The sequence below is a fragment of the Microcella humidisoli genome, assembly GCF_024362325.1.
In the GTDB taxonomy this organism is placed as follows: Bacteria; Actinomycetota; Actinomycetes; order Actinomycetales; family Microbacteriaceae; genus Microcella; species Microcella humidisoli.
Genome location: NZ_CP101497.1, coordinates 2,402,416 through 2,426,817 on the forward strand (window position 1 = coordinate 2,402,416; position 24,402 = coordinate 2,426,817).

The following is a 24,402-nucleotide window of genomic DNA, read 5'->3' on the forward strand; positions in this document are numbered from 1 at the left end:
TTCCAGACTACCCGTCGTCGCGCAGGGCCCGATGGACGAGCCGCGCGGTCGCGGGACCGATTCCGTCGACCGCGGTGAGCTCGTCGATGCTCGCCGCGCGCAGTCGTGCGACCGAGCCGAAATGCTTGAGCAGCTCGGTCGTGCGAGTCGGACCGAGGCCGGGGATGCTCGACAACCGCGAGCGGATATCGCGCGACCGGGTGGTGCGCTGGTACCGCAGCGCGAAGCGGTGCGCCTCGTCGCGCAGCCGTTGCAGCAGGAACAGCGCATCCGACGAGCGAGGCAGGATGACGGGGTAGTCGCTGTCGGGAAGCCAGACCTCCTCGAGCCGCTTGGCGATGCCGCACACGGCGATGTCGTCGAGCCCCTCATCGCGCAGCGCCCGCGCTGCCGCGGCCACCTGCGGCTGCCCGCCGTCGATCACGAGGAGCCCCGGCCGGTAGTGGAACGACTTGCGCGCCGCGGCGGGCTGCCCCGACTCGGGATCGATCAGTGCGCTCGGTGCCGCGGCCTCATCGTGCAGGTACGCCAGGCGGCGGCGCAGCACCTGGTACACCGCGTCGGTGTCGTCACGGGCATCCGCGATCGCGAACTTGCGGTACTGGTCTTTGCGCGGCAAGCCGTCTTCGAACACGACCATCGAGGCAACGGGATTGCTGCCGCCGAAGTGCGAGACGTCGAAGCACTCGAGCCGCAGGGGCGCTTCGGCCAGGCCCAGGGCTTCCTGGATGTCGGCGAGGGCCTGCGAGCGCGCGGTGAAGTCCCCGCTGCGCCGCGTCTTGTACTGCACGAGCGCGCCGAGCGCGTTCGTCGCGACCGTCTCGGCCAGGGCGGCCTTCTCGCCGCGCTGGGCGATCTTGACGACGACGGCACCGCGCTCCCCCGCATCCCGTCGCCGCTCGGTCAGCACGGTCTGCAGGGCCTGGGCGTCCTCGGGAACCGCCGGCACGATGATCTCGCGCGCCGGCGCGGCCGTGCCGTCGTAGGCGTTCTGCAGCACCGTGTCGACGAGCTCGGCCATCGTGACGTCGAGCTCGGTGTCGACGACCCAGCCCCGGACACCCCGGATGCGCCCGCCCCGCACGATGAACAGCTGCACCGCCGCGGCGAGCTCGTCGTACGCGATGCCGAAGACGTCGGCGTCGGTGCGGTCGTCGAGCACGACCGCGCTCTTCGCGAGCGCCGTCTCGAGCGCGCCGATCTGGTCGCGGATGCGCGCCGCCCCCTCGTAGTCGAGCTCGCGCGCCGCCTCGGCCATGGCCGTTTTGAGCCCGCGCACGTAGCCCTCGTCGTTGCCGGCCATGAACGACGCGAAGTCGAGCGCGATGCCGCGGTGCTGCTCAGGGGTGACGCGGCCGACACAGGGCGCGGCGCACTTGCCGATATCGCCGAGCAGGCAGGGCCGATTCGTCGCCTGGGCGCGCTTGTAGGTCGTGTCGGAGCATGAGCGCATGGGGAACGCCTTGAGCATGAGGTCGACCGTCTCGCGCACCGCCCAGACCTTCGTGTAGGGCCCGAAGTAGCGCGCGCCCGGGATGCCGCGGGTGCGCGTGACCATGACGCGCGGCACCCGCTCGGCGAGGGTGATCGCCACATACGGGTACGTCTTGTCATCACGGAACTTGACGTTGAACGGCGGCGCGAACTCCTTGATCCAGGTGTACTCGAGCGACAGCGCCTCGAGCTCGCTGCCCACGACGGTCCACTCCACGCCCTGCGCGGTGGTCACCATGCGGCGGGTGCGCTCGTGCAGGCTGTGCAGCGGCTGGAAGTAGTTGCTCAGCCGACTCCGCAGGTTCTTCGCCTTGCCGACATACAACACGCGCCCCGCGGCATCGGTGAACCGGTACACGCCCGGTTCGGTGGGGATCTCCCCCCGCTTCGGGCGCCAGTGCTCGCGCGCGCTCATGTCAGCGCTTCGCGCGACCCGCGGTCGTCGCGGCGACAGGCTCGCCGTCGAGCAGCTCGCGGAGGAAGAACCCTGTGTGGCTCTCGGGCACGGTCGCCAGATGCTCGGGCGTGCCCGTCGCGAGCACCTGCCCTCCCCCGGCACCGCCCTCGGGGCCGAGGTCGATGAGCCAATCGGCCGCGCGGATGACGTCGAGGTTGTGCTCGATCACGATGACGGCGTTGCCCTTGTCGACGAGGCCGTTGAGCACGAGCAGCAGCTTGCGCACGTCTTCGAAGTGCAGGCCCGTGGTGGGCTCGTCGAGCACGTAGACGCTGCGGCCGTTCGAGCGCTTCTGCAGCTCGGTCGCGAGCTTGACGCGCTGCGCCTCGCCACCGGAGAGGGTCGTGGCGCTCTGGCCGAGGCGGACATAGCCGAGCCCCACGTCGACAAGCGTCTTCAAGAAGCGGTGGATGGCCGAGATGGGCTCGAAGAACGCCGCAGCCTCCTCGATCGGCATGTCGAGCACCTCGGCGATGTTCTTGCCCTTGTAGTGCACCGTGAGGGTGTCGCGGTTGTAGCGGGCGCCGTTGCAGACCTCGCACGCGACGTAGACGTCGGGCAGGAAGTTCATCTCGATCTTGATCGTGCCGTCGCCCGCGCAGTTCTCGCAGCGGCCGCCCTTGACGTTGAAGCTGAACCGGCCCTGGAGGTAGCCGCGGGCCTTCGCCTCGGTGGTCTCGGCGAAGAGGGCGCGGATGCGGTCGAAGACGCCCGTGTAGGTGGCCGGATTCGATCGCGGCGTGCGGCCGATCGGCGCCTGGTCGACGTGGACGACCTTGTCGAGGTGCTCGAGGCCGCGCACGCGCACGTGCTTGCCGGGCACTTGGCGCGCGCCGTTGAGCTTGTTCGCGAGCACCTTGTAGAGGATGTCGTTGACGAGTGACGACTTGCCCGAGCCGCTCACGCCGGTGACCGCCACAAAGGCGCCGAGCGGGAAGTCGACCGTGACATCGCGCAGGTTGTTGGCTTTCGCGCCTTCGACCGTGAGCATGCGGGCCGGGTCGATCGGGCGGCGCGCCACCTGATCGACCACCTGTCGGCGGCCCGCGAGGTAGTCGCCCGTGATGGAGTCGGGGTTGGCGATGAGCTCGGCGTACGAACCGGAGTGCACGACACGACCGCCGTGCTCCCCCGCGCCCGGGCCGATGTCGACGATCCAGTCGGCCGTGCGAATGGTGTCTTCGTCGTGCTCGACGACGATGAGGGTGTTGCCGAGGCTCTTGAGTTTGACGAGCGTGTCGATCAGGCGACGGTTGTCGCGCTGGTGCAGACCGATCGACGGCTCGTCGAGCACGTACAGCACGCCCGTGAGTCCCGATCCGATCTGCGTCGCCAGCCGGATGCGCTGCGCCTCGCCGCCCGAGAGCGTGCCCGCGGCGCGCGCCATGCTGAGGTACCCGAGGCCGACCTCGAGCAAGAACTCGAGCCGCGCGCGGATCTCGCGCAGCACCGCGGCGGCGATCGCCGCCTCGCGCTCGGTGAGCGTGATCGTCTGCATGAAGGCGTACGCGTCGAGCAGGCTGAGCTCGGCGACCGCCGAGATGCTGCGGCCGTCGACGGTCACGGCGAGCACCTCGGGCTTGAGCCGCGCGCCGTCGCACTCGGAGCAGGGCACCTCGCGCAGGTACTCGGCGAACCGCTGCTGCGACCAGTCGCTCTCGGCCTCGGCGTACTTGCGCTCGATGTACGGAATGACGCCCTCGAAACCTGTGGAGTACGTGACGTCGCGGCCATAGCGGTTGCGCCACTTCACGCGGACGTCGAAGTCGTTGCCGTTGAGGATCGCCTCCTGCGTGCTCTGCTCGAGCTCGCCCCAGGGCGTGTCGAGCGAGAAGCCCAGGTCGCGTCCCAGCCCGGCGAGCAGCTTCTGGAAGTAGCTGTACAGGCCTTTGCCCTGCTGGTTCCAGGGCAGGATGACCCCGTCGTTGAGACTCAGCGAGGGATCACCGATGAGCAGGTCGACGTCGACTGCCATGCGGGTGCCGAGCCCCGAGCAGACGGGGCAGGCCCCGAACGGCGCGTTGAACGAGAACGTTCGCGGCTCGATCTCGGTGAGCTGCAGGGGGTGCCGGTTGGGACAGCTGAGACGCTCGCTGAAGGTGCGCGTGCGGTCGGGGGCCTCATTCTCGCGGTCGACGAAGTCGATGACGACGAGACCCTCGGTGAGCCCGAGGGCCGTCTCGAGCGAATCGGTCAACCGGGTGAGCGCGTCGTCGTTCGCCACGAGGCGGTCGACGACGACAGCGATGTCGTGCTTGATCTGCTTCTTGAGCACGGGCGGATCGCTCAGCTGCACGAGCTCGCCATCGACGACGGCCCGAGCGTAACCGGATGCCGCCAGCTCGCGGAACAGGTCGACGAACTCGCCCTTCTTCTGGCTGACGACCGGTGCGAGCACCTGGAACCGGGTGCCCGTCTCGAGGGTCATGAGCTCGTCGGCGATCTGCTGCACGGTCTGCCGCTGGATGCGCTCGCCGCACTCGGGGCAGTGCGGGATGCCGACGCGCGCCCACAGCAGGCGCATGTAGTCGTAGATCTCGGTGATCGTGCCGACCGTCGATCGCGGGTTGCGGTTGGTCGACTTCTGGTCGATCGAGACCGCCGGGCTCAGGCCCTCGATGAAGTCGACATCGGGGCGGTCGACCTGCCCGAGGAACTGGCGCGCGTAGGCCGAGAGCGACTCGACGTAGCGCCGCTGCCCCTCGGCGAAGATCGTGTCGAACGCGAGCGAGCTCTTGCCCGAGCCCGACAGTCCGGTGAAGACCACGAGCGCGTCGCGGGGGATCACCAGATCGACATCGCGCAGATTGTGCACGCGCGCACCGCGCACGCTCAGATGGGGAGCACTCTCAAGGGGGGTCGCCGACACTCTGGCCATTCTAGGTGCGCGCTCCGACAGCGGCCTGAGTGCCGGCCTCAGCGCACGTGGCCCGCGTCGACCATGCCGCGCAGGTCTTTCTTGAGGTCTTGCACCTCGTCGCGCAACCGCGCGGCCAGCTCGAACTTGAGCTCTTCGGCGGCCGTCAGCATCTGGGCCGTGAGGTCGGCGATGATCGACTCGAGCTCGGCGGCGCCCTCGGCACCGCGGCCCTCGCGACGCAGGGCGGGAGTGGCGGCACGCTTGCCCCCGTCTGCCCTGCCGCTGCGCCGGCTCTCGAGCAGCTCGGCCGTGTCGGCGCCCTCGCGCACGAGCTGATCGGTGATGTCGGCGATCTTCTTGCGCAGTGGAGTCGGATCGATGCCGTGCTCGGCGTTGTAGGCGATCTGACGATCGCGTCGGCGCGTCGTCTCGTCGATCGCCTGCGCCATCGAGGGGGTGACGACGTCGGCGTACATGTGCACCTCGCCCGATACGTTGCGTGCGGCGCGCCCGATCGTCTGGATGAGCGACGTCGCCGACCGCAGGAACCCCTCCTTGTCGGCGTCGAGGATCGCGACGAGCGAGACCTCGGGCAGGTCGAGGCCCTCTCGCAGCAGGTTGATGCCGACGAGGACGTCGTAGACGCCCTGGCGCAGCTCGCTCAGCAGTTCGACGCGGCGCAGCGTATCGACGTCCGAGTGCAGGTACCGCACCCGCACGCCCGCTTCGGTGAGGAACTCGGTGAGCTCTTCCGCCATCTTCTTCGTGAGCGTCGTGACGAGCACGCGCTCGTCGCGCTCGGTGCGCTGACGGATCTGCTCGAGCAGATCGTCGATCTGCCCCTTGCTCGGCTTGACGACGATGCCCGGGTCGACGAGACCCGTCGGGCGGATGATCTGCTCGACGACCGAGTCGGTGATGCCGAGCTCGTACTTGCCGGGCGTCGCCGAGAGGTAGACCTTCTGGCCCGTGCGGTCGAGGAACTCCTCCCAGCGCAACGGGCGGTTGTCGAGCGCGCTCGGCAGGCGGAAGCCGTGCTCGACGAGCGTGCGCTTGCGCGAGGCGTCACCCTCGTACATCGCGCCGATCTGCGGCACCGTCACGTGGCTCTCGTCGATCACGACGAGGAAGTCCTCGGGGAAGTAGTCGAGCAGGCAGTTGGGCGGCTCGCCGGGCGCGCGGCCGTCGATGTGCCGGGAGTAGTTCTCGATGCCGTTGCAGAACCCGATCTGCTCCATCATCTCGATGTCGAAGGTCGTGCGCATGCGCAGACGCTGCGCTTCGAGCAGCTTCCCCTGGCGCTCGAGCTCGGCGAGACGGAGCTCGAGCTCCTCCTTGATCGTGACGATCGCGCGCTGCATGGTGTCGGGCGAGGCCGCGTAGTGCGTGGCCGGGAAGACCGAGACGGCGTCGAGCGCGCGCACGACATCCCCCGTCAACGGATGCAGCGCATAGAGCGCCTCGACCTCGTCGCCGAACATCTCGATGCGGATGGCGAGCTCTTCGTACATCGGGATGATCTCGATCGTGTCGCCGCGCACCCGGAACTTGCCGCGCGAGAAGTCGACGTCGTTGCGCTGGTACTGCATGCCGACGAACTTGCGGATGAGCGCGTCGCGCGGGATGCTCTGGCCGACCTGCAGGGCCACCATCGCCTCGAGGTACTCCTCCGCCGCCCCGAGACCGTAGATGCAGGACACGGTCGACACCACGACGACGTCGCGACGGCTCAGCAGCGAGTTCGTGGTCGAGTGCCGCAACCGCTCGACCTCGGCGTTCACCGAACTGTCTTTCTCGATGAAGGTGTCGGTCTGCGGCACGTAGGCCTCGGGTTGGTAGTAGTCGTAGTACGAGACGAAGTACTCGATGGCGTTGTGCGGCATGAGGTCGCGGAACTCGGTGGCGAGCTGCGCCGCGAGCGTCTTGTTGTGCGCGAGCACGAGCGTGGGTCGCTGCACCTGCTCGATGAGCCACGCCGTAGTCGCCGACTTGCCGGTGCCCGTGGCGCCGAGCAGCACGATGTCGGTCTCGCCGGCGTTGATGCGAGCGGCGAGCTCCGCGATCGCCTGCGGCTGGTCGCCGCTCGGGCGGTAGTCGCTGACGACCTCGAAGGGCCGCACCGAGCGCGTGGGTTCCATGCTCTCAGCCTACGAGAGGGGGTCTGACACTCCGGTGTGCCGGGCCCGCTCCGCGACGAGGCGCTCCCAGAGAGCATCCACCTGCTCGATCGTGTGCGCGAGCGTGCCGCTCGTGTCGATGACGACGTCGGCCACGGCGAGGCGCTCGTCGTCGCTCGCCTGCGCGGCCACGCGATCGAGCGCGGATGCGCGCTCCATGCCGCGCAGCGCGACGAGCCGCTCGACCCGGAGATCGGCGGGTGCGTGCACGACGACGACCGCGGCGAACTCGTCGGCCGACCGGGCTTCGACGAGCAGCGGCACGTCGTAGACCACGATCGCGCGCGGGTCGGAGGCCTCGAGAGACTGCAGGCGCTCTCGGTAGAGCCGGTGCACCTCGGGATGCACGATGGCGTTGAGGTCGGTGCGAGCCCGCGGGTCGGCGAAGACCAGCGCCCCGAGCGCGGCGCGGTCGAGCGAGCCATCGGGTGCGAGTACGTCGTCGCCGAAGCGGCGGCGCACCGCCTCGAGCCCCGGGGTGCCGGGAGCGACGGCCTCGCGCGCGAGCACGTCGGCGTCGATCACGGCGGCTCCGAGCTGCGCGAGGCGCGCGGAGACCACCGACTTGCCGGCCGCGATGCCGCCCGTGAGCCCGATCACATCCACTCGCCGACCCTACCCCGTCGCCTCGATGGCGAGCAGGTAGCATGACTCGCACGCGCCCCGATGGAGGTCTCCCGTGCTCGAACTGCTCACCGGTACCGGGCTCGCCGTGGCCGCGGGCCTCAACGCCTATGTGCCGATGCTCGTCCTCGGGCTCGCCGGGCGGTTCCTCGACTTCGTGCAGCTTCCCGCCGCCTGGTCGTGGCTCGAGAACGAGTGGGTGCTCCTCATCCTCGGCGTGCTCCTCGTGATCGAGATCGTCGCCGACAAGATCCCCGCGGTCGACTCGATCAACGACTGGATCCAGTCGATCATCCGCCCCGCCGCGGGCGGCATCGTGTTCGGCACCGGGGCGTCGACGCAGACCGCCGCGGTGACCGATCCGGCCGCCTTCTTCGAGTCGAGTGCGTGGGTGCCCGTCGTGACGGGCGTCGTCATCGCGCTCGTGGTGCACGGCGCGAAGATGTTCGTGCGCCCCGCAGCCAACGCGCTCACGGCGGGCGCCGCGGCGCCCGTCCTCTCGACGGGCGAAGACATCGGCGCGGTCATGCTCAGCCTGTTCGCGATCCTCATCCCGATCCTCGTCGTCGTCGCGATCATCGGGCTCGTCGTGCTCGTCTTCTCCATCTTCCGTCGGCTGCGACGCCAGCGCCGCTCGGTCGCGCCCGCGTAGCGCGCATCCCGAACGACGAACGGGCCGCCCCCTGGTGGGGGCGGCCCGTTCGTATCGGACGCTGATGACTCAGCGCGTCACGATGATCAGCTGTTGCTCGAGAGCTTCTCGCGCAGGGCGGCGAGCGACTCGTCGTCGGCGAGGGTGCCACCGGCGCTCGCGTCGGACGAGAAGCTCGACCCGCCGGCGGCCGGCAGCTCGAGGGTCTCCTCGTCGACGAGGGCCGCGGCGACCTGCTTCTTGTGCGACTCCCAGCGAGCCTGGGCGGCAGCGTAGTCCTGCTCCCACTTGGCGCGCTGCTCGTCGAAGCCGTCCTTCCACTCGCCCGACTCGGGGTCGAAGCCCTCGGGGTACTTGTAGTTGCCCGCCTCGTCGTACTCGGTCGGCATGCCGTAGACGGCCGGGTCGAACTCGGTGCCCTCGGGGTCGACGCCCTCGTTGGCCTGCTTGAGGCTCAGCGAGATGCGACGGCGCTCGAGGTCGATGTCGATGACCTTGACGAAGACCTCGTCACCGACCGACACGATCTGCTCGGCGAGCTCGACGTGCTTGGCCGAGAGCTCCGAGATGTGCACGAGGCCCTCGATGCCGTCGGCGACGCGCACGAACGCACCGAAGGGAACGAGCTTCGTGACCTTGCCCGGGGCGACCTGGCCGATCGCGTGGGTGCGGGCGAAGACCTGCCACGGGTCCTCCTGCGTCGCCTTGAGCGACAGCGACACGCGCTCGCGCTCGAGGTCGACCTCGAGGATCTCGACCGTGACCTCCTGGCCCACCTCGACGACCTCGCTGGCGTGCTCGATGTGCTTCCAGCTGAGCTCGGAGACGTGGACGAGGCCGTCGACGCCGCCGAGGTCGACGAACGCGCCGAAGTTGACGATCGACGACACGACGCCCTTGCGCACCTGGCCCTTGGCGAGGTTGTTGAGGAACGTCGAGCGGCTCTCGGACTGCGTCTGCTCGAGCAGCGCGCGGCGCGAGAGCACCACGTTGTTGCGGTTCTTGTCGAGCTCGAGGATCTTCGCCTCGATCTCCTGACCCAGGTACGGGGTGAGGTCGCGCACGCGGCGCAGCTCGATGAGCGAGGCCGGGAGGAAGCCGCGGAGGCCGATGTCGACGATCAGACCGCCCTTGACGACCTCGATGACGGTGCCGGTGACGACGCCGTCGGCGTCCTTGATCTTCTCGACATCGCCCCACGCACGCTCGTACTGAGCGCGCTTCTTGGAGAGGATCAGTCGGCCTTCCTTGTCCTCCTTCTGGAGAACGAGAGCCTCGACGGTGTCGCCGACGGCGACGACCTCTTCGGGGTTGACATCGTGCTTGATCGACAGCTCGCGCGAGGGGATGACGCCCTCGGTCTTGTAGCCGACGTCGAGGAGGACCTCGTCGCGGTCGATCTTGACGACGGTTCCTTCGATGAGGTCGCCGTCGTTGAAGAACTTGAGGGTCAGTTCGACCGCGGCCAGGAAGTCTTCAGCAGAGCCGATGTCGTTGATGGCGATCTGCTTGGGGGCCTGGGTCGTTGCGGGGGTCATGTAGTGGGTGCTCCGATGCGGACAGGAATTAGGCCAGGACGACGCGATGCGGAGTGTCGCCCGGGCATGCGGACAGGATTGCCGTCAAATCGACGACTCTCCAGCTTATCCCGCGCGCCCGGGCGGCGGCAACACGACGCGGAGACGGCCTCAGCCCAGCAGAGCGCTGCGGAGCGTGTCGAGTCCGACACCGCCGAGGTCGAGCGCGTTCTTGTGGAAGACCTTGTTCGAGAACGACGCGCCCTCTTTGGCCTTGTAGGCGTCGCGGATCTGCTCCCAGATGCGCTGGCCGACCTTGTACGACGGCGCTTGGCCGGGCCAGCCGAGGTAGCGGTTGACCTCGAAGGTCACGAAGCCGTCGTTCATGTTGACGTTCTTGCGCAGGAACGCGAACGCGTCATCGCTCGTCCACACCGCCCCCGTCTCGGGGTGGATCTTGCCGAGGTGCACGCCGATGTCGAGCACGACGCGCGCCGCGCGCATGCGCTGGCCGTCGAGCATTCCGAGGCGATCGGCCGGGTCGTCGAGGTAGCCGAGCTCTTCCATGAGCCGTTCGGCGTAGAGCGCCCAGCCCTCCGCGTGCCCGCTCGTGCCGGCCAGCAGGCGCCGCCACGAGTTGAGCTGCGCGCGGTTGTAGACGGCCTGACCGATCTGCAGGTGGTGGCCGGGAACGCCCTCGTGGTACACCGTCGTCGTCTCGCGCCAAGTGTCGAACTCGTCGACACCCTCGGGGATGCTCCACCACATGCGGCCCGGTCGCGAGAAGTCGTCGGTCGGACCGGTGTAGTAGATCGCTCCCCCGGGCGTCGGTGCGATCATGCACTCGAGCTCCTTCACGGGCTCCGGGATCTCGAAGTGCGTGCGCGAGAGCTCGGCGATCGCCGTGTCGCTGAGGTTCTGCATCCAGGCCTTGAGGGCGTCGCGGCCGTGCAGCTTGCGCGCCGGATCCTTCTCGAGGTGCGCGATCGCCTCCTCGACGCTCGCCCCCGGCAGGATCTCGCCCGCGATGCGGGTCTGCTCCTCGACCATGCGGGCGAGCTCCTCGATGCCCCACTCGTAGGTCTCGTCGAGATCGATCGTGGCCCCGAGGAAGCGCCGCGACATGAGGCCGTAGAGCTCACGGCCGACGGCGTCGTGCTCGCGCGCGGCGGGCGCGAGCTCCGACTCCAGGAACGTCGCGAACGCGCCGTAGGCGTCGGCGGCGGACTGCGCATTGCGGGTGAGGTCGTCATGCAGCGAACCGGGCAGCCCGGCGCTGTCGACCTGCGCGCCCAGCGCGAATTCGGGGAAGAAGCCGTCGGCCGCCGCGTTCCGTTTCGCCTGCTCGAGCACCTCGAGCACCTGCCGCCGCGCGGGGGTGTTGCCCGCAGCGATGCCCTCGCGCAGCGTCTCGGTGTACCCCTCGAGCGCGGTCGCGACGTTGCCCATCTTGCGGGCGATGATGCCCCAGTCCTCTTCCGTGGCGGTCGGCATGAGGTCGAAGATCTCGCGGATGCCCTGCGCGGGCGAGGCGAGCACGTTGATGTCGCGCTGATCCCAGCCAGCCTCGGCGAGCTCGAGGTCGAGCCGCAGCTCTGCCGACAGATCGGTGATCGTGACGCGATCGGTGTCGTCGACCGGGGTCGCCGCCTCGAGCTGCGACAGCGCGGCGCGGGCGGCCTCCTCGTACCGGGCCCGTCCAGCGGGCGAGAAGTCCTGGTACTCGTCGAGCTTCCCTGCCGCGCCGATGTAGGTCGCGGTGTCGGGGCTCAACTCGACGAGCGTGGCGACCCACTGCTCGGCGATGGCATCAACGGGAGTGGGCGTGCGGTCGGCTGCGCTGTCAGACATGCCGACGAGCCTAGTGCGCCGCCTCGTTCCAGTCGCGGCCCACGCCGACCTGCACATCGAGCGGCACGGCAAGGTCAGCGGCCGAGCCCATGCGCGCGCGCACGATCTCCTCGAGCGCCTCTCGCTCGCCGGGGGCCACCTCGAAGACGAGCTCGTCGTGCACCTGCAGCAGCATGCGCGAGCGCAGGGCATCCTGCGCCATGTCGGCCGCAACCCCGTTCATGGCGATCTTCATGATGTCGGCCGCAGAGCCCTGGATCGGGGCGTTGAGGGCCTGGCGCTCGGCGTTCTCGCGCAGCACCCGGTTCGGGCTCTTGAGGTCGGGGAACGGCCGGCGGCGACCGAAGATCGTCTCGGTGTAGCCGTCGGCGCGCGCCTGCTCGACGACACTGCGCAGGTAGTCGCGCACCGCGCCGAACCGGGCGAAGTAGTCGGCCATCAGCTGCTTCGCCTCGCTCGTGTCGATGCGCAGCTGCTTGCTGAGACCGAATGCGCTGAGACCGTAGGCGAGCCCGTAGCTCATCGCCTTCACCTTCGTGCGCATGTCGCTCGTGACATCGGCGGGGTCGACCCCGAAGATGCGGGCGCCGACGAATCGGTGCAGGTCCTCCCCCGATCGGAACGCCTCGATGAGGCCCTCGTCGCCCGAGAGGTGCGCCATGATGCGCATCTCGATCTGCGAGTAGTCGGCAGTGAGCAGGCTCTCGAAGCCCTCGCCGGCCGTGAACGCGGCGCGGATGCGGTGCCCCACCTCGGTGCGCACGGGGATGTTCTGCAGGTTCGGGTCGGTCGAGGAGATGCGGCCCGTCGTCGTGCCCGTCTGATCGTAGGTCGTGTGGATGCGGCCGTCAGCGGCGATGGCCGTCGTCAGGGTCTCGACGATCTGTCGCAGCTTCGTGGCGTCGCGATGCTGCAGCAGCAGCCCAAGGAACGGGTGCGGATGCGCCTCCTGGAGATCGGCAAGCGCTGCCGCGTCGGTCGAGTAGCCCGTCTTCGTCGCGCGCGTCTTCGGCATGCCCAGCTCGTCGAAGAGCACCTCCTGCAGCTGCTTGGGCGAACCGAGGTTGACCTCGCGCCCGATTTCGGCGAAGGCCTCCTCGGCGAGCTGCGCGGTCGTCTCGCCGAGCTCGGTGTTGAGCGCGTCGAGTGCCGAGCGATCGACCGTGATGCCCGTCGCCTGCATGAGCGCGAGCACGGGAGCGCTCGGCAGATCGATCTCGGCGAGCACGCGCTCGCTCGTCGCGGGCAACGAGTTCCGCTGCTCGGCGACGAGCCGGTGCAGGAACCACGCGACCGTCGCGGGGCTGATGCTCTCGGTGTCGGGCACGAGCTGGTTCGGGTCGGCCTGCGGCATCGCTTCGCCGAGCACGTCGTGCACGAGGTCGGCGAGGTCGTAGGACTTCGCGCCCGGGCGCTCGAGCCACGCCGCGAGGCGGGAATCCCAGACCACCCCGGCGAGAGCGATGTCGAGGCCCGCGAGCACGCCGGAGGCCGCCTTGGCATCGGCGAGCAGCTTGGGGGCGTCGCTCGACAGCCAGGCCTCGAGCGCGGCGTAGTCGGGGCGGTGCGCGGCCCAGTTGACCTGCACCGTCTCGGTCGCGGTCGCGAGCCCCAAGGCGGCGAGCTGGCCGTGCGGAGCATCCACGATGACCGCCACCTCGGCCCCGGCCGTCGAGGCGAGCCACAGGGCGAGCTCTTCATCGACGAGCGTGCGCACCGTCGGCAGGTCGGTGCGCGGGGCGGCCTCGTCGGCCGTGCCCATGTCGGCGCCCTCGGCCTCGGCGATCTTCAGCACGCGCTCGGTGAGCGAACGGAACTGCAGACGCTCGAACACCTGCTTGACCGCGGGCACGTCCATGGGCCGGCGATCGAGGTCGTGGGCGCGCACCGGCAGCTCGAGGTCGGTGACGAGCCGGTTGAGGCGACGGTTGCGCTCGGCGCGCTCGCGCTGCTCGCGGAGGTTCGCGCCGACCACACCGCCGATCTCGTCGATGTGCTCCCAGATGCCGTCGAGCGAGCCGTACTGCGTGATCCACTTGACCGCGGTCTTCTCGCCGACCTTGTCGATGCCGGGTAGGTTGTCGCTCGTCTCGCCGACGAGCGCCGCGATCTCGGGGTACTGCTCGGGATTGATGCCGTAGCGCTCGCGCACGGCGTCGGGGTCGTACCGCTTGAGCTCGGAGACCCCGCGCGCGTTGGGGTACAGCAGGGTGACGTCGTCGGTGACGAGCTGGATCGTGTCGCGATCGCCCGAGACCACGAGCACCCGGAAGCCCTCCGCCGCCGCCTGGGTGGCGAGGGTCGCGAGGATATCGTCGGCCTCGTAGTCCTCTTTCGTGATCGTGGGGATGCTCATGGCCGCGAGAGCCTCCTGCAGCAGCGGCACCTGCCCCATGAACTCGGGCGGCGTCTCGCCCCGCGTGCCCTTGTACTCGGGGTACTCGCGCGTGCGGAAGGAGAACCGCGAGATGTCGAAGGCGACTCCGACGTGGGTGGGCTTCTCTTTCGCGAGCAGGCTCAGGAACATCGACAGGAATCCGTGGATCGCGTTCGTGTGCTGCCCGTCGCGCGTGACGAAGCTGTCGACCGGCAGGGCGTAGAACGCCCGGAATGCCAGCGAGTGGCCGTCGATGAGCAGAAGGGTAGGCTTTGCGGAGTCCGTCACGGGGCCAGCCTAGCGAGGCGCCCCGACCCGCTCCCGGGCGCAGCCCGCCCGGCCCCGCCGAGGATGCCATGACCCTGCTGCCCCCCGACCTCGATCCCGAGCTCGTCGATCGTCTCGTCGGCACCGGCGGTGGTGCCCTGTGCCGGAAGATGGGAATCGAGTTCCTCGAGCTCTCGGCCGAGCGCTCGGTCGCCACCATGCCCGTGGAGGGCAACACGCAGGTCATCGGCCTGCTGCACGGCGGCGCGCACGTCGTGCTCGGTGAGAGCCTGGGGTCGATCTCGGCGGCGATCCACGCAGGGCCCGGCCGCTACGCGGTCGGCATCGAGATCAACGCGACGCACAGCCGCTCGATCACCGAGGGCATCGTCACGGGAACGTGCACGGCGCTCGTTCTCGGGCGCACGCTCGCGACCCATGAGATCGTCATGACCGACGAGGCCGGCCGCCGGCTCTCGACCGTCCGCATGACGAACATGCTGCGCGACCGCTGACGAGGTCGCGGGATGCGCGGGGCTACTCCCCTGCGTCGCCCGCCTCAGCGGCGTCGGACGGCGCCTTCTTCGGCGCGTCCTTCTTGGAGCCGAGCTGGTCGATGATCGCCTGCGCCACGGCCTGCATGGTCGTGCGGCGGTCCATCGACGCCTTCTGGATCCACCGGAAGGCCTCCGGCTCGGTCAGCCCCATGCGCTCGTTGAGCAGCCCCTTCGCCCGGTCGACGAGCTTGCGGGTCTCGAAGCGCTCGACGAGGTCGGCGACCTCGGCCTCGAGGGTCAGGATCTGCTGGTAGCGGCTGAGCGCCACCTCGATCGCGGGCAGCAGGTCGTTCGGGGTGAACGGCTTGACGACGTAGGCGAGCGCTCCGGCCTCGACCGCCTGCTCGACGAGTTCCTTCTGGCTGAAGGCCGTCAGCAGTACGACGGGGGCGATGTGGTTCTCGCTGAGCCGCTTGGCGGCCTCGATGCCGTCGAGCTGGGGCATGCGGATGTCCATGATGACGAGGTCGGGCCGAAGCTCGGTCGCGAGGGCGACCGCGGTCTCGCCGTCGCCGGCCTCGCCGACCACATCGAAACCGTTGTCGCGCAGGATCTCGACAATGTCCATGCGGATGAGGGACTCGTCCTCGGCGACGACGACACGGCGGGGGGCGGCAGTCTGATCCTGGTCACTCACGCGTCAGAGCCTACGGTATCGTCGAGGCCCGAGGGTCGAGATGGCCCGAGCCGGCTTGGCGGAATGGTAGACGCGGCGCACTCAAAATGCGTTGTCCGAGAGGACGTGTGGGTTCGAGCCCCACAGCCGGTACCGCAGAGATGCGAAAGGCCGCGCCCCTCAGGGCGCGGCCTTTCGTGCAACCGGCGTCAGTCGGCGTGGTCGCCGCTCTCCCAGACGGGTGCGGCGGCGTTGATGGCATCGCCGACGACGTGCACGCGCAGGTCGTTCGTCGACCCGGAGATTCCGGGAGGCGAGCCGGAGATGACGACGACCTTGTCGCCGACATCGGCCAGGCCCTCGCGCAGCAGCACCTCATCGACCTGGCGGTACATGGCGTCGGTGTGCGTCACGCGGTCGACGAGGAAGGTCTCGATGCCCCACGTGAGCGACATGCGACGCTGGATGGACTCGAGCGGCGTGAAGGCCTTCATGGGCACGCGGAAGCGCAGGCGAGACATGCGGCGCGCCGAGTCACCCGACTCGGTGAACACGCACACGTACTTGGCCTCGACGAAGTCGGCGACCTCGGCGGCGGCGAGCGTGATCGCTCCGCCCTGGGTGCGCGGCTTCGTGCCGAGCGGCGGAATGCGCTCGAGGCCGTGCTCCTCAGTCGACGCGACGATGCGAGCCATGGTCGAGACGGTGATGACGGGGAACTCGCCCACGCTCGTCTCGCCGCTCAACATCACGGCGTCAGCACCATCGAGCACCGCGTTCGCGACATCCGAGGTCTCGGCGCGCGTCGGAATCGGATTGCTGATCATCGACTCGAGCATCTGCGTGGCCACGATGACGGGCTTCGCCATACGGCGGGCGAGCTCGACCGCGCGCTTCTGCACGATGGGCACCGCTTCGAGGGGCAGCTCGACACCGAGGTCGCCGCGCGCGACCATGATGCCGTCGAAGGCTTCGATGATCTCTTCGAGAGCATCCACCGCCTGAGGCTTCTCGATCTTCGCGATGACCGGAATCGTGCGGCCTTCCTCGCGCATGATCTGGTGCACGCGGTTGACATCGGAGGCGTTGCGCACGAACGAGAGTGCGATGTAGTCGGCTCCGAGCTTCAGGCCCCAGCGCAGGTCGTCCTCATCCTTCTCGGAGAGGGCGGGAACGTTGACCGCGACCCCGGGCAGGTTGATGCCCTTGTTGTTCGAGACGGGTCCGGCGACGACGACCTCGGTACGCACGCGGATGCCGTCGGTGTCGAGAACGCGCACCTTGACCTTGCCGTCATCGATGAGCAGGAAGTCGCCCGGGTTGACGTCCGCAGGCAGACCCTTGAAGGTCGTGCTGCAGATCTCTTTCGTGCCGAGGATGTCTTCGGTGGTGATCGTGAAGATGTCGCCTTCGGCGAGCTCGTGAGGCCCGTTCTCGAACTTGCCGAGGCGGATCTTCGGGCCCTGCAGGTCGACGAGCACCGCCACCGCGCTGCCCGCGTCGGCCGCGGCCTTTCGCACGTTGCGGTAGACCTCCTCGTGCACCTCGTAGGTGCCGTGGCTCAGGTTCATGCGGGCGACGTTGACGCCGGCCTCGATGATGGCCCGGATGTTCTCGTAGCTGGATGTCGCCGGCCCGAGGGTGGCGACGATCTTTGCGCGTCTCATGGTGTCCTTCAGTGGGGTGGTGGTGGTAGGGGTGGTGCTGATGGTGCGACCCTGCGCGCTCAGACGGTGAGCGGGCGGTCCGTCGCCCGCACGGGCGAGGGCAGGTCGCTCTCGCCCTGCAGGTAGGTGTCGACGGCGGCCGCGACGGCGCGGCCCTCGGCGATGGCCCAGACGATGAGCGAGGCGCCACGGCCGGCGTCTCCGGCAACGAACACCCCGGTCTCGCCCGTCGTGTAGTCGGCCTGCCGCGCGATCGCACCCGAGCCCTCGAAGGGCAGCCCGAGCTGGTCGTTCAGCGTGCCGCGGGCGGCACCGGTGAAGCCGAGCGAGAGCAGGACGAGGTCGGCGGGGATCTCGCGCTCGGTGCCCGCCTTCGGCACCCGCCGTCCGTCGAGGTACTCGGTCTCGGCGACGCGCAGCGCGCGCACCTCGCCCGCCTCGGTCGTGAGGAACTCGACGGTCGAGGCCAGGTACATGCGCTCGCCGCCCTCCTCGTGGGCGCTCTGCACCTCGAACAGCGTCGGCTGCAGGGGCCACGGCTGCGTCTCGGGGCGCTCGTGCGGCGGCTGCTTGCCGATCGCGAGGTTGGTGACGCTCAGCGCGCCCTGCCGGTGAGCGGTGCCGATGCAGTCGGCGCCCGTGTCGCCGCCGCCGAGCACGACGACGTGCTTGCCCTCGGCGGTGATCTGGCCGTCGACGACGTCGCCCGCCTGCACCCGGTTCGACTGCGTCAGGTACTCCATGGCGAAGTGGATGCCCAGAGCATCGCGCCCCGGAATGGGCAGGTCGCGCGGCTCGGGCGCTCCGGTCGCGATCACGACAGCGTCGTATCGGGTGCGCAGCTCGTCCCACGTGATGTCGACGCCGATCTCGACACCCGCGCGGAAACGGGTGCCTTCCGCCTGCATCTGCGTGAGCCGGGCATCCAGGTGCCGCTTCTCCATCTTGAAATCGGGGATGCCGTACCGCAGCAGCCCGCCGATGCGGTCGTCCTTCTCGAAGACCGCGACCGTGTGCCCGACGCGGGTCAGCTGCTGCGCCGCGGCGAGACCGGCCGGACCGGACCCGACGACGGCCACGGTCTTGCCCGTGAGCCGCTCGGGGGGCACGGGCTGCACCCACCCGTTGTTCCACGCCTGCTCGATGATCGACGCCTCGACCTGCTTGATCGTGACCGCGGGCTGGTTGATCGCGAGCACGCACGACGATTCGCACGGTGCGGGGCACAGCTTGCCCGTGAACTCGGGGAAGTTGTTCGTCGCGTGCAGTCGCTCGATCGCCTGACGGCCCTCGCCGCGCCACGTCAAGTCGTTCCACTCGGGAATGAGGTTGCCGAGCGGGCATCCCTGGTGGCAGAACGGGATGCCGCAGTCCATGCAGCGACCGGCCTGTCGGCGCAGCACACCGGAGTCGCCCTGCTCGTAGACCTCTTTCCAGTCCATCAGGCGGAGCGGAACGGGCCGGCGCGGCGGCAGCTCGCGCTCGGGAACAGTGATGAATCCGCGGGGATCAGCCACCAGTCACCTCCAGGATGCGGCCCCACACGACGTCCCCGTCGGGGTCGAGGCCTTCGTCGAGCGCGGTCTGGCGCGTCGCCAGCACGGCCGCGTAGTCGCGCGGCAGCACCTTGACGAACCGGTCGAGAGCGGACGCGCCGTCGGCGAGCAGACGGCTCGCGAGCGCCGACTCCGTCTCGTCGACGTGCTGGCGCAACAGGTCGGTCACGATCGCGCGGTCGTCGGCGTCGAGCGCCGTCAGCTCGAGCTCGCCGGTCGCGAGCGCATCGCTGTTGACGCGTTCGCGACGCAGGTCGTAGACGTAGGCGGTGCCGCCCGACATGCCGGCGCCGAGGTTGCGGCCCGTGGCGCCGAGGATGACCGCCGTGCCGCCCGTCATGTACTCGAGCGCGTGGTCGCCCACACCCTCGACGACGGCCGTCGCGCCCGAATTGCGCACGAGGAAGCGCTCGCCCACGATGCCGCGGATGAACATCTCGCCGCTCGTGGCACCGTAGCCGATGACGTTGCCAGCGATCACGTTGCGCTCGGCGTGGAACACGGCGTCGCGCGTCGGCCGAACGATGACGCGGCCGCCCGAGAGCCCCTTGCCGACGTAGTCGTTGCTGTCGCCGTAGAGGCGCAGGGTGATGCCGCGCGGCATGAACGCGCCGAGGCTCTGCCCGGCCGATCCCGTGAGCGTGACATCGATCGTGTCGGGAGCCAGGCCGTGCTCGCCGTGCAGCGTCGTGACCTGGTGGCCGAGCATCGTTCCGACGGCGCGCTCGGTGTTGCGGATCGGCAGATCGATGCGCACGGGAGACCCGTGCTGCAGGGCGTCGACGCTCAGTCGGATGAGCTCGTTGTCGAAGTGCTCCTCGAGCTCGTGGTCCTGCTCCTCGCGCTTGGTGCGCGGGGCGCTCTCGTCGAACTCCGGTCCGGCAAGGATCGGCGAGAGGTCGAGACCGTCGGCCTTCCAGTGCCGCACGGCGCGGTCGACGTCGAGCAGATCGGCCCGGCCGATCGCCTCCTCGAGCGAGCGGAAGCCGAGCTCTGCAAGGTACTCGCGCACCTCCTGCGCGAGGAACTCCATGAACGTGATGACGAACTCGGGGGTGCCCGTGAAGCGCTTGCGCAGCTCGGGGTTCTGCGTCGCGACACCGACGGGGCAGGTGTCGAGGTGGCAGACCCGCATGAGGATGCAGCCCGAGACGACCATCGGAGCAGTGGCGAAGCCGTACTCCTCGGCGCCGAGCAGGGCGGCGATGATGACGTCGCGGCCGGTCTTCATCTGGCCGTCGGCCTGCACCGTGACCCGCCCGCGCATGTTGTTGAGCATGAGCGTCTGCTGGGCCTCGGCGAGACCGAGCTCCCAGGGCGTTCCCGCGTGCTTGAGCGAGTTGAGCGGGCTCGCGCCGGTTCCGCCGTCGTGGCCCGAGATGAGCACGACATCGGCCTTGGCCTTCGCGACGCCCGCGGCCACCGCGCCGATGCCCGACTGGCTCACGAGCTTGACGTGCACACGGGCACCGGGGTTCGCGCGCTTCAGGTCGAAGATGAGCTGCTTGAGGTCTTCGATCGAGTAAATGTCGTGGTGGGGCGGCGGCGAGATGAGCCCGACTCCCGCCGTACCGTGCCGCAGGCGCGCGATCCAGGGGTAGACCTTGTTGGCCGGCAACTGGCCGCCCTCCCCGGGCTTGGCGCCCTGGGCCATCTTGATCTGGATGTCGTCGGCGTGCGTGAGGTAGAGGCTCGTGACGCCGAACCGGCCCGACGCGACCTGCTTGATGGCGCTGCGCTTCTCGGGGTCCAACAGGCGCTCGGGGCTCTCGCCGCCCTCCCCCGTGTTGCTGCGGCCGCCGATGCGGTTCATGGCGATCGCGAGGGTCTCGTGCATCTCGGGGCTGATGGCGCCCATGCTCATCGCGCCGGTCGTGAAGCGACGGATGATCGACTCGACCGACTCGACCTCGTCGAGCGGCACGGGCGTGCGGCCTTCGGTCTTGAAGCGGAACAGCCCGCGCAGGGTCATGAGGTTCTCGGCCTGGTCGTCGACGGCCTTCGTGTACTCGCGGAAGATGTCGTACCGCTTCGACCGCGTCGCGTGCTGCAGGCGGAACACCGTCTCCGGGTTGAAGAGGTGCGGCGGCCCCTCGCGGCGCCACTGGTACTCGCCTCCAGTCTGCAGCCGCTCATGCGGGTTGACGGGTGCGCTCGCCGGATAGGCCAGCGCGTGGCGGGCGGCGTTCTCGGCCGCGATCGTGTCGATGCCGACACCGCCGAGGACGCTCGAGGTTCCGGTGAAGTAGCGGTCGACGAACTCTTGGCTGAGGCCGACCGCCTCGAAGGCCTGCGCACCGGCGTAGGAGCCGACGGTCGAGATTCCCATCTTCGACATGATCTTGAGCACGCCCTTGCCGAGCGCCTTGATGACGTTGCGCACGGCCTTCTCGGGAGTCAGCCCCACGATCATGCCCGAGCGCACGAGGTTCTCGACGGTCTCCATGGCGAGGTACGGGTTGATCGCCGAGGCGCCGTAGCCGATGAGCACGGCGCAGTGGTGCACCTCGCGCACATCGCCCGCCTCGACGATGAGGCCCACCTGCATGCGCTTCTCGGTGCGGATGAGGTGATGGTGCACCGCGGCGAGCATGAGCAGCGACGGCACGGGGGCGAGGTCGGCCGTCGAGTCGCGGTCGCTCAGCACGATGAACTCGGCGCCGTCGGCGATGGCGTCATCGACCTCGGCGCACATGGCCGCGATGCGCTTCTCGAGCGCCTTCGGCCCCTTGTCGACGCGGTACAGGCCCTTGATCGTCGTCGTGAGCGAGCTTCCGGGGCGCGGGTCGATGTGCTGGATCTTCGCGAGCTCGTCGTTGTCGATGATCGGGAAGTCGAGGATCACCTGGCGCGCGTGACGAGGCGTGGCCTCGAGCAGGTTGCGCTCGGGCCCGAGGCCGAGCCGCATCGAGGTGACGACCTCCTCGCGGATCGAGTCGAGGGGCGGGTTGGTGACCTGGGCGAACTGCTGGGTGAAGTAGTCGAACAGCAGGCGCGCGCGGTCGGAGAGCACGGCGATAGGCGTGTCCGAGCCCATCGCACCGAGCGGCTCGGCGCCCGCCTTCGCCATGGGGGCGAGCAGGATGCGCACCTCCTCCTCGGTGTAGCCGAAGGTGCGCTGGCGGCGCACGATCGAGGCCGGGGTGTGCACGATGTGCTCGCGCTCCGGCAGGTCTTTGAGGTGGATGCGCTGGCCCTCGAGCCACTCGCCCCAGGGCTCGAGCCCGGCGAGCTGCGCCTTGATCTCGTCGTCTTCGATCAGGCGCCCGTCGGCGGTGTCGACGAGGAACATCTTGCCCGGGCGAAGGCGGCCCTTGCGCACGATGCGGCTGGGCTCGATGTCGAGCACGCCGATCTCGCTCGCGAGCACCACGAGGCCGTCGTCGGTGACGATGAACCGGCCGGGCCGCAGGCCGTTGCGGTCGAGGGTCGCGCCGACGAGCGAGCCGTCGGTGAACACAAGGGCGGCGGGGCCGTCCCACGGCTCCATGAGCATGCCGTGGTACTCGTAGAAGTCGCGCAGCCCCGGGTCGATGTCGGTCTGGTTCTCCCAGGCCTCGGGCACCATCATCATGATCGCGTGCGGCAGTGAACGGCCGCCGAGGGTGAGCAGCTCGACGACCTCGTCGAACGAGGCCGAGTCGCTCGCACCGGGCGTGACGATGGGGAACACATCGCGCAGGTCGCCGAACAGGTCGCTCTGCAGCTGCGACTGGCGGGCGCGCATCCAGTTGCGGTTGCCCTGCACCGTGTTGATCTCGCCGTTGTGGGCGATCGAGCGGAACGGCTGGGCGAGAGGCCACGACGGGAAGGTGTTCGTCGAGTAGCGCGAGTGCACGAGGGCGAGCTTCGAGGTGAAGCGCTCGTCGCTCAGGTCGGGGTAGAACGGCTCGAGCTGCAGAGTCGTGACCATGCCCTTGTAGACGAGCGTGCGGCACGACAGCGAGGGGAAGTACGAGCCGAGCTCGCGCTCGGCCCGCTTGCGCGCCCGGAAGGTCTGGCGGTCGAGGGCGATGCCGGCGAGGGGCTGGCCGTGCTCGTCGGTTCGGCTCGAGCGCACGACGAGCTGCTCGAAGGCCGGCATGGCCTCCCGCGCGAGGTTGCCGATGAGTCCCGGGTCGGTGGGCACGACGCGCCAGCCGATGAGCTCGAGACCCTCGGAAGCGATGATCGCCTCGATGCCCGCCTTCTCACGAGCGCGCTCGTCGTCGTCGGTCGGCAGGAAGGCGGTGCCGATGGCGTACTGGCCCACCGGGGGAAGCTCGAAGGGCAGAACAGCCCGCAGGAACGCATCCGGGATCTGGGTGATGATGCCCGCGCCGTCGCCCGTGCCCGCATCGGAACCGACGGCACCTCGGTGCTCGAGGTTGCGCAGCGCGTCGAGGGCGGCCTGGATGATGTCGTGGCCGGCGGTGCCACGGAGGGTCGCGACCATGGCCAGGCCGCACGCGTCGTGCTCGCGCGCCGGGTCGTACATGCCCTGGGCAGCGGGCACCGTCGAGAAGCGCTGCATCGGCGATGTGAGTTCCATCAGAACCGTCCTCACGTTGTTGCGGAAACCGTGTGGGACGTCGCTGGCCCGGAGGGTGGAAGCGCGCGCAGACTGCGCCGCAGATGCCGGATCGAGTGTGGTGGCGATCCTGTTCACCTCCCGCGGCGCTCGGTGAGCGTCATGGATGGTGTCACGGCTTCGCGGCGGACCCGCTTGTGGCGTCGGTCGAACCGGTTGCACCGGCGGCGGCGAGAGCCTCATTGCCCTCGTCGTCGGAGTCGGTGTAGACGTCTTCGGAGTCTACCCCAGCCTCGGGCGACCACTCCCGACCCGCCACGTAGGGCGAGGGCTCGAGGCCCGTGTGCCGGCGCGACTGCACGATGATGATGATGAGGCCGATGAGCACCGCGGCCCACGCGCCCCAGACGTTCACGCGGATACCGAGGAAGAGCTCGCTCGGGTCGAGGCGGATGGTCTCGAAGACGCTGCGACCGGTGCCGTACCAGATCAGGTAGATGCCGAGCTGCTTGCCCCACTGCAGCACGAAGCGGCGCGCGAGCAGCAGGATGACGATCGCACCCGTCACGTTCCAGAGGATCTCGTAGAGGAACGTGGGGTGGAAGAGCACGTCCTCGGGCAGACCGACGGGGATGGCGTCGTTGGGGCGATCGATCTCGAGGCCCCACGGCAGGTCGGTCGGCAGGCCGAAGAGCTCTTGATTGAACCAGTTGCCGAGACGGCCGAACGCCTGGGCGAGCAGCAGGCCCGGCGCGAGCGCGTCGGCGAAACTCCAGAATCGGATGCCCGTGACCCGGCACCCGATCCACACGCCGAGGGCGCCGCCGATCAGGGCGCCGAAGATCGCCATGCCGCCCTCCCAGATGTAGAGCGTCTTGAGCAGGTCGGCACCCTCGAAGAAGTAGTCGTCGGGGTGGGTCAGCACGTGGTAGATGCGACCGCCGATGATGCCGAAGGGCACCGCGAAGAGCGCGATGTCGAGCGTGATCCACGGCTCGGCCCCACGTGACGAGAGACGGCGGTTCGTGAGCATCACGGCCACCACGATGCCCGCGAGGATGCACAGCGCGTAGGCGTAGATGTTGACGTCGAAGCCGAACCAGGTGAGCCCGATGTCACGCAGCCACTGACCGAGGTTGAAGACCTGCCACTCGGGAGGCGGGCTCGGGATGCTGAGGGGCTGGATCACGTCGTCAGAACCTTTCGCGGGCGGTCAGGCA

At 69.2% G+C, this 24,402-nt stretch carries 14 protein-coding genes and 1 tRNA gene; 3 read left to right on the forward strand and 12 right to left on the reverse strand.

Annotated elements, in window-relative coordinates; translation table 11 throughout:
- Nucleotides 1-7 precede the first annotated feature (7 nt).
- Genes uvrC through coaE form a run of 4 tightly spaced genes read right to left on the reverse strand, consistent with a single transcriptional unit; the run spans nucleotide 8 to nucleotide 7,594 of the window.
- Nucleotides 8-1,909, reverse strand: coding sequence for an excinuclease ABC subunit UvrC (gene uvrC, locus NNL39_RS11770; RefSeq protein WP_255159467.1), 1,902 nt, complete (start codon nucleotides 1,907-1,909; stop codon nucleotides 8-10).
- Nucleotide 1,910: 1 nt separating this feature from the next.
- Nucleotides 1,911-4,829: an excinuclease ABC subunit UvrA gene (gene uvrA / locus NNL39_RS11775; protein ID WP_255159468.1), complete on the reverse strand. Its 2,919-nt coding sequence runs from the start codon at nucleotides 4,827-4,829 to the stop codon at nucleotides 1,911-1,913.
- A gap of 38 nt (nucleotides 4,830-4,867) precedes the next feature.
- Complete coding sequence (gene uvrB / locus NNL39_RS11780; protein ID WP_255159469.1) at nucleotides 4,868-6,949, reverse strand: excinuclease ABC subunit UvrB; 2,082 nt, start codon at nucleotides 6,947-6,949, stop codon at nucleotides 4,868-4,870.
- 9 nt (nucleotides 6,950-6,958) lie between these two features.
- On the reverse strand, nucleotides 6,959-7,594 hold the full coding sequence (gene coaE / locus NNL39_RS11785) for a dephospho-CoA kinase (RefSeq protein ID WP_255159470.1): 636 nt from the start codon (nucleotides 7,592-7,594) through the stop codon (nucleotides 6,959-6,961).
- Nucleotides 7,595-7,667: 73 nt separating this feature from the next.
- Here coaE and NNL39_RS11790 point away from each other — a divergent pair, with 73 nt between their 5' ends.
- The gene (locus NNL39_RS11790; RefSeq protein WP_255159471.1) at nucleotides 7,668-8,264 is read left to right on the forward strand and encodes a DUF4126 domain-containing protein; all 597 of its coding nucleotides are present in this window, start codon (nucleotides 7,668-7,670) and stop codon (nucleotides 8,262-8,264) included.
- 86 nt (nucleotides 8,265-8,350) lie between these two features.
- On the opposite strand, the gene rpsA is transcribed toward NNL39_RS11790, so the two are convergent.
- From rpsA to polA, 3 genes are all read right to left on the reverse strand, one after another.
- Nucleotides 8,351-9,802 carry a 30S ribosomal protein S1 gene (gene rpsA, locus NNL39_RS11795; protein WP_255159472.1) on the reverse strand — a complete coding sequence of 484 codons (1,452 nt, stop codon included), beginning with the start codon at nucleotides 9,800-9,802 and terminating at the stop codon, nucleotides 8,351-8,353.
- Between the two features lie 150 nt (nucleotides 9,803-9,952).
- Nucleotides 9,953-11,632, reverse strand: a complete 1,680-nt coding sequence (locus NNL39_RS11800; protein WP_255159473.1) for a DUF885 domain-containing protein — start codon at nucleotides 11,630-11,632, stop codon at nucleotides 9,953-9,955.
- A gap of 10 nt (nucleotides 11,633-11,642) precedes the next feature.
- Nucleotides 11,643-14,297, reverse strand: coding sequence for a DNA polymerase I (gene polA, locus NNL39_RS11805; protein ID WP_255159474.1), 2,655 nt, complete (start codon nucleotides 14,295-14,297; stop codon nucleotides 11,643-11,645).
- Nucleotides 14,298-14,365: 68 nt separating this feature from the next.
- Here polA and NNL39_RS11810 point away from each other — a divergent pair, with 68 nt between their 5' ends.
- Nucleotides 14,366-14,791 (forward strand): hotdog fold thioesterase, encoded by a 426-nt coding sequence (locus tag NNL39_RS11810; protein ID WP_255159475.1) that lies wholly within the window; start codon nucleotides 14,366-14,368, stop codon nucleotides 14,789-14,791.
- Nucleotides 14,792-14,813: 22 nt separating this feature from the next.
- On the opposite strand, the gene NNL39_RS11815 is transcribed toward NNL39_RS11810, so the two are convergent.
- The gene (locus NNL39_RS11815; RefSeq protein WP_255159476.1) at nucleotides 14,814-15,470 is read right to left on the reverse strand and encodes an ANTAR domain-containing response regulator; all 657 of its coding nucleotides are present in this window, start codon (nucleotides 15,468-15,470) and stop codon (nucleotides 14,814-14,816) included.
- A gap of 49 nt (nucleotides 15,471-15,519) precedes the next feature.
- On the opposite strand from NNL39_RS11815, the gene NNL39_RS11820 reads away from it, so the two are divergent.
- Nucleotides 15,520-15,602, forward strand: a tRNA-Leu gene (locus tag NNL39_RS11820).
- 56 nt (nucleotides 15,603-15,658) lie between these two features.
- Here NNL39_RS11820 and pyk read toward each other — a convergent pair.
- The 4 genes from pyk to lgt form a co-directional block, all read right to left on the reverse strand.
- Entirely contained in the window at nucleotides 15,659-17,116 is a 1,458-nt protein-coding gene (gene pyk, locus NNL39_RS11825; protein WP_255159477.1) for a pyruvate kinase, read from the reverse strand.
- Nucleotides 17,117-17,175: 59 nt separating this feature from the next.
- A complete protein-coding gene (locus NNL39_RS11830) occupies nucleotides 17,176-18,633 on the reverse strand; it encodes a glutamate synthase subunit beta (RefSeq protein ID WP_255159478.1) in 1,458 nt (485 codons plus the stop codon).
- A complete protein-coding gene (gene gltB, locus NNL39_RS11835; protein ID WP_255159479.1) occupies nucleotides 18,626-23,203 on the reverse strand; it encodes a glutamate synthase large subunit in 4,578 nt (1,525 codons plus the stop codon). Before gltB ends, NNL39_RS11830 begins: the two co-directional genes overlap by 8 nt.
- Nucleotides 23,204-23,354: 151 nt before the next feature.
- Nucleotides 23,355-24,371: a prolipoprotein diacylglyceryl transferase gene (gene lgt / locus NNL39_RS11840; protein WP_255159480.1), complete on the reverse strand. Its 1,017-nt coding sequence runs from the start codon at nucleotides 24,369-24,371 to the stop codon at nucleotides 23,355-23,357.
- Between the last annotated feature and the right edge of the window lie 31 nt (nucleotides 24,372-24,402).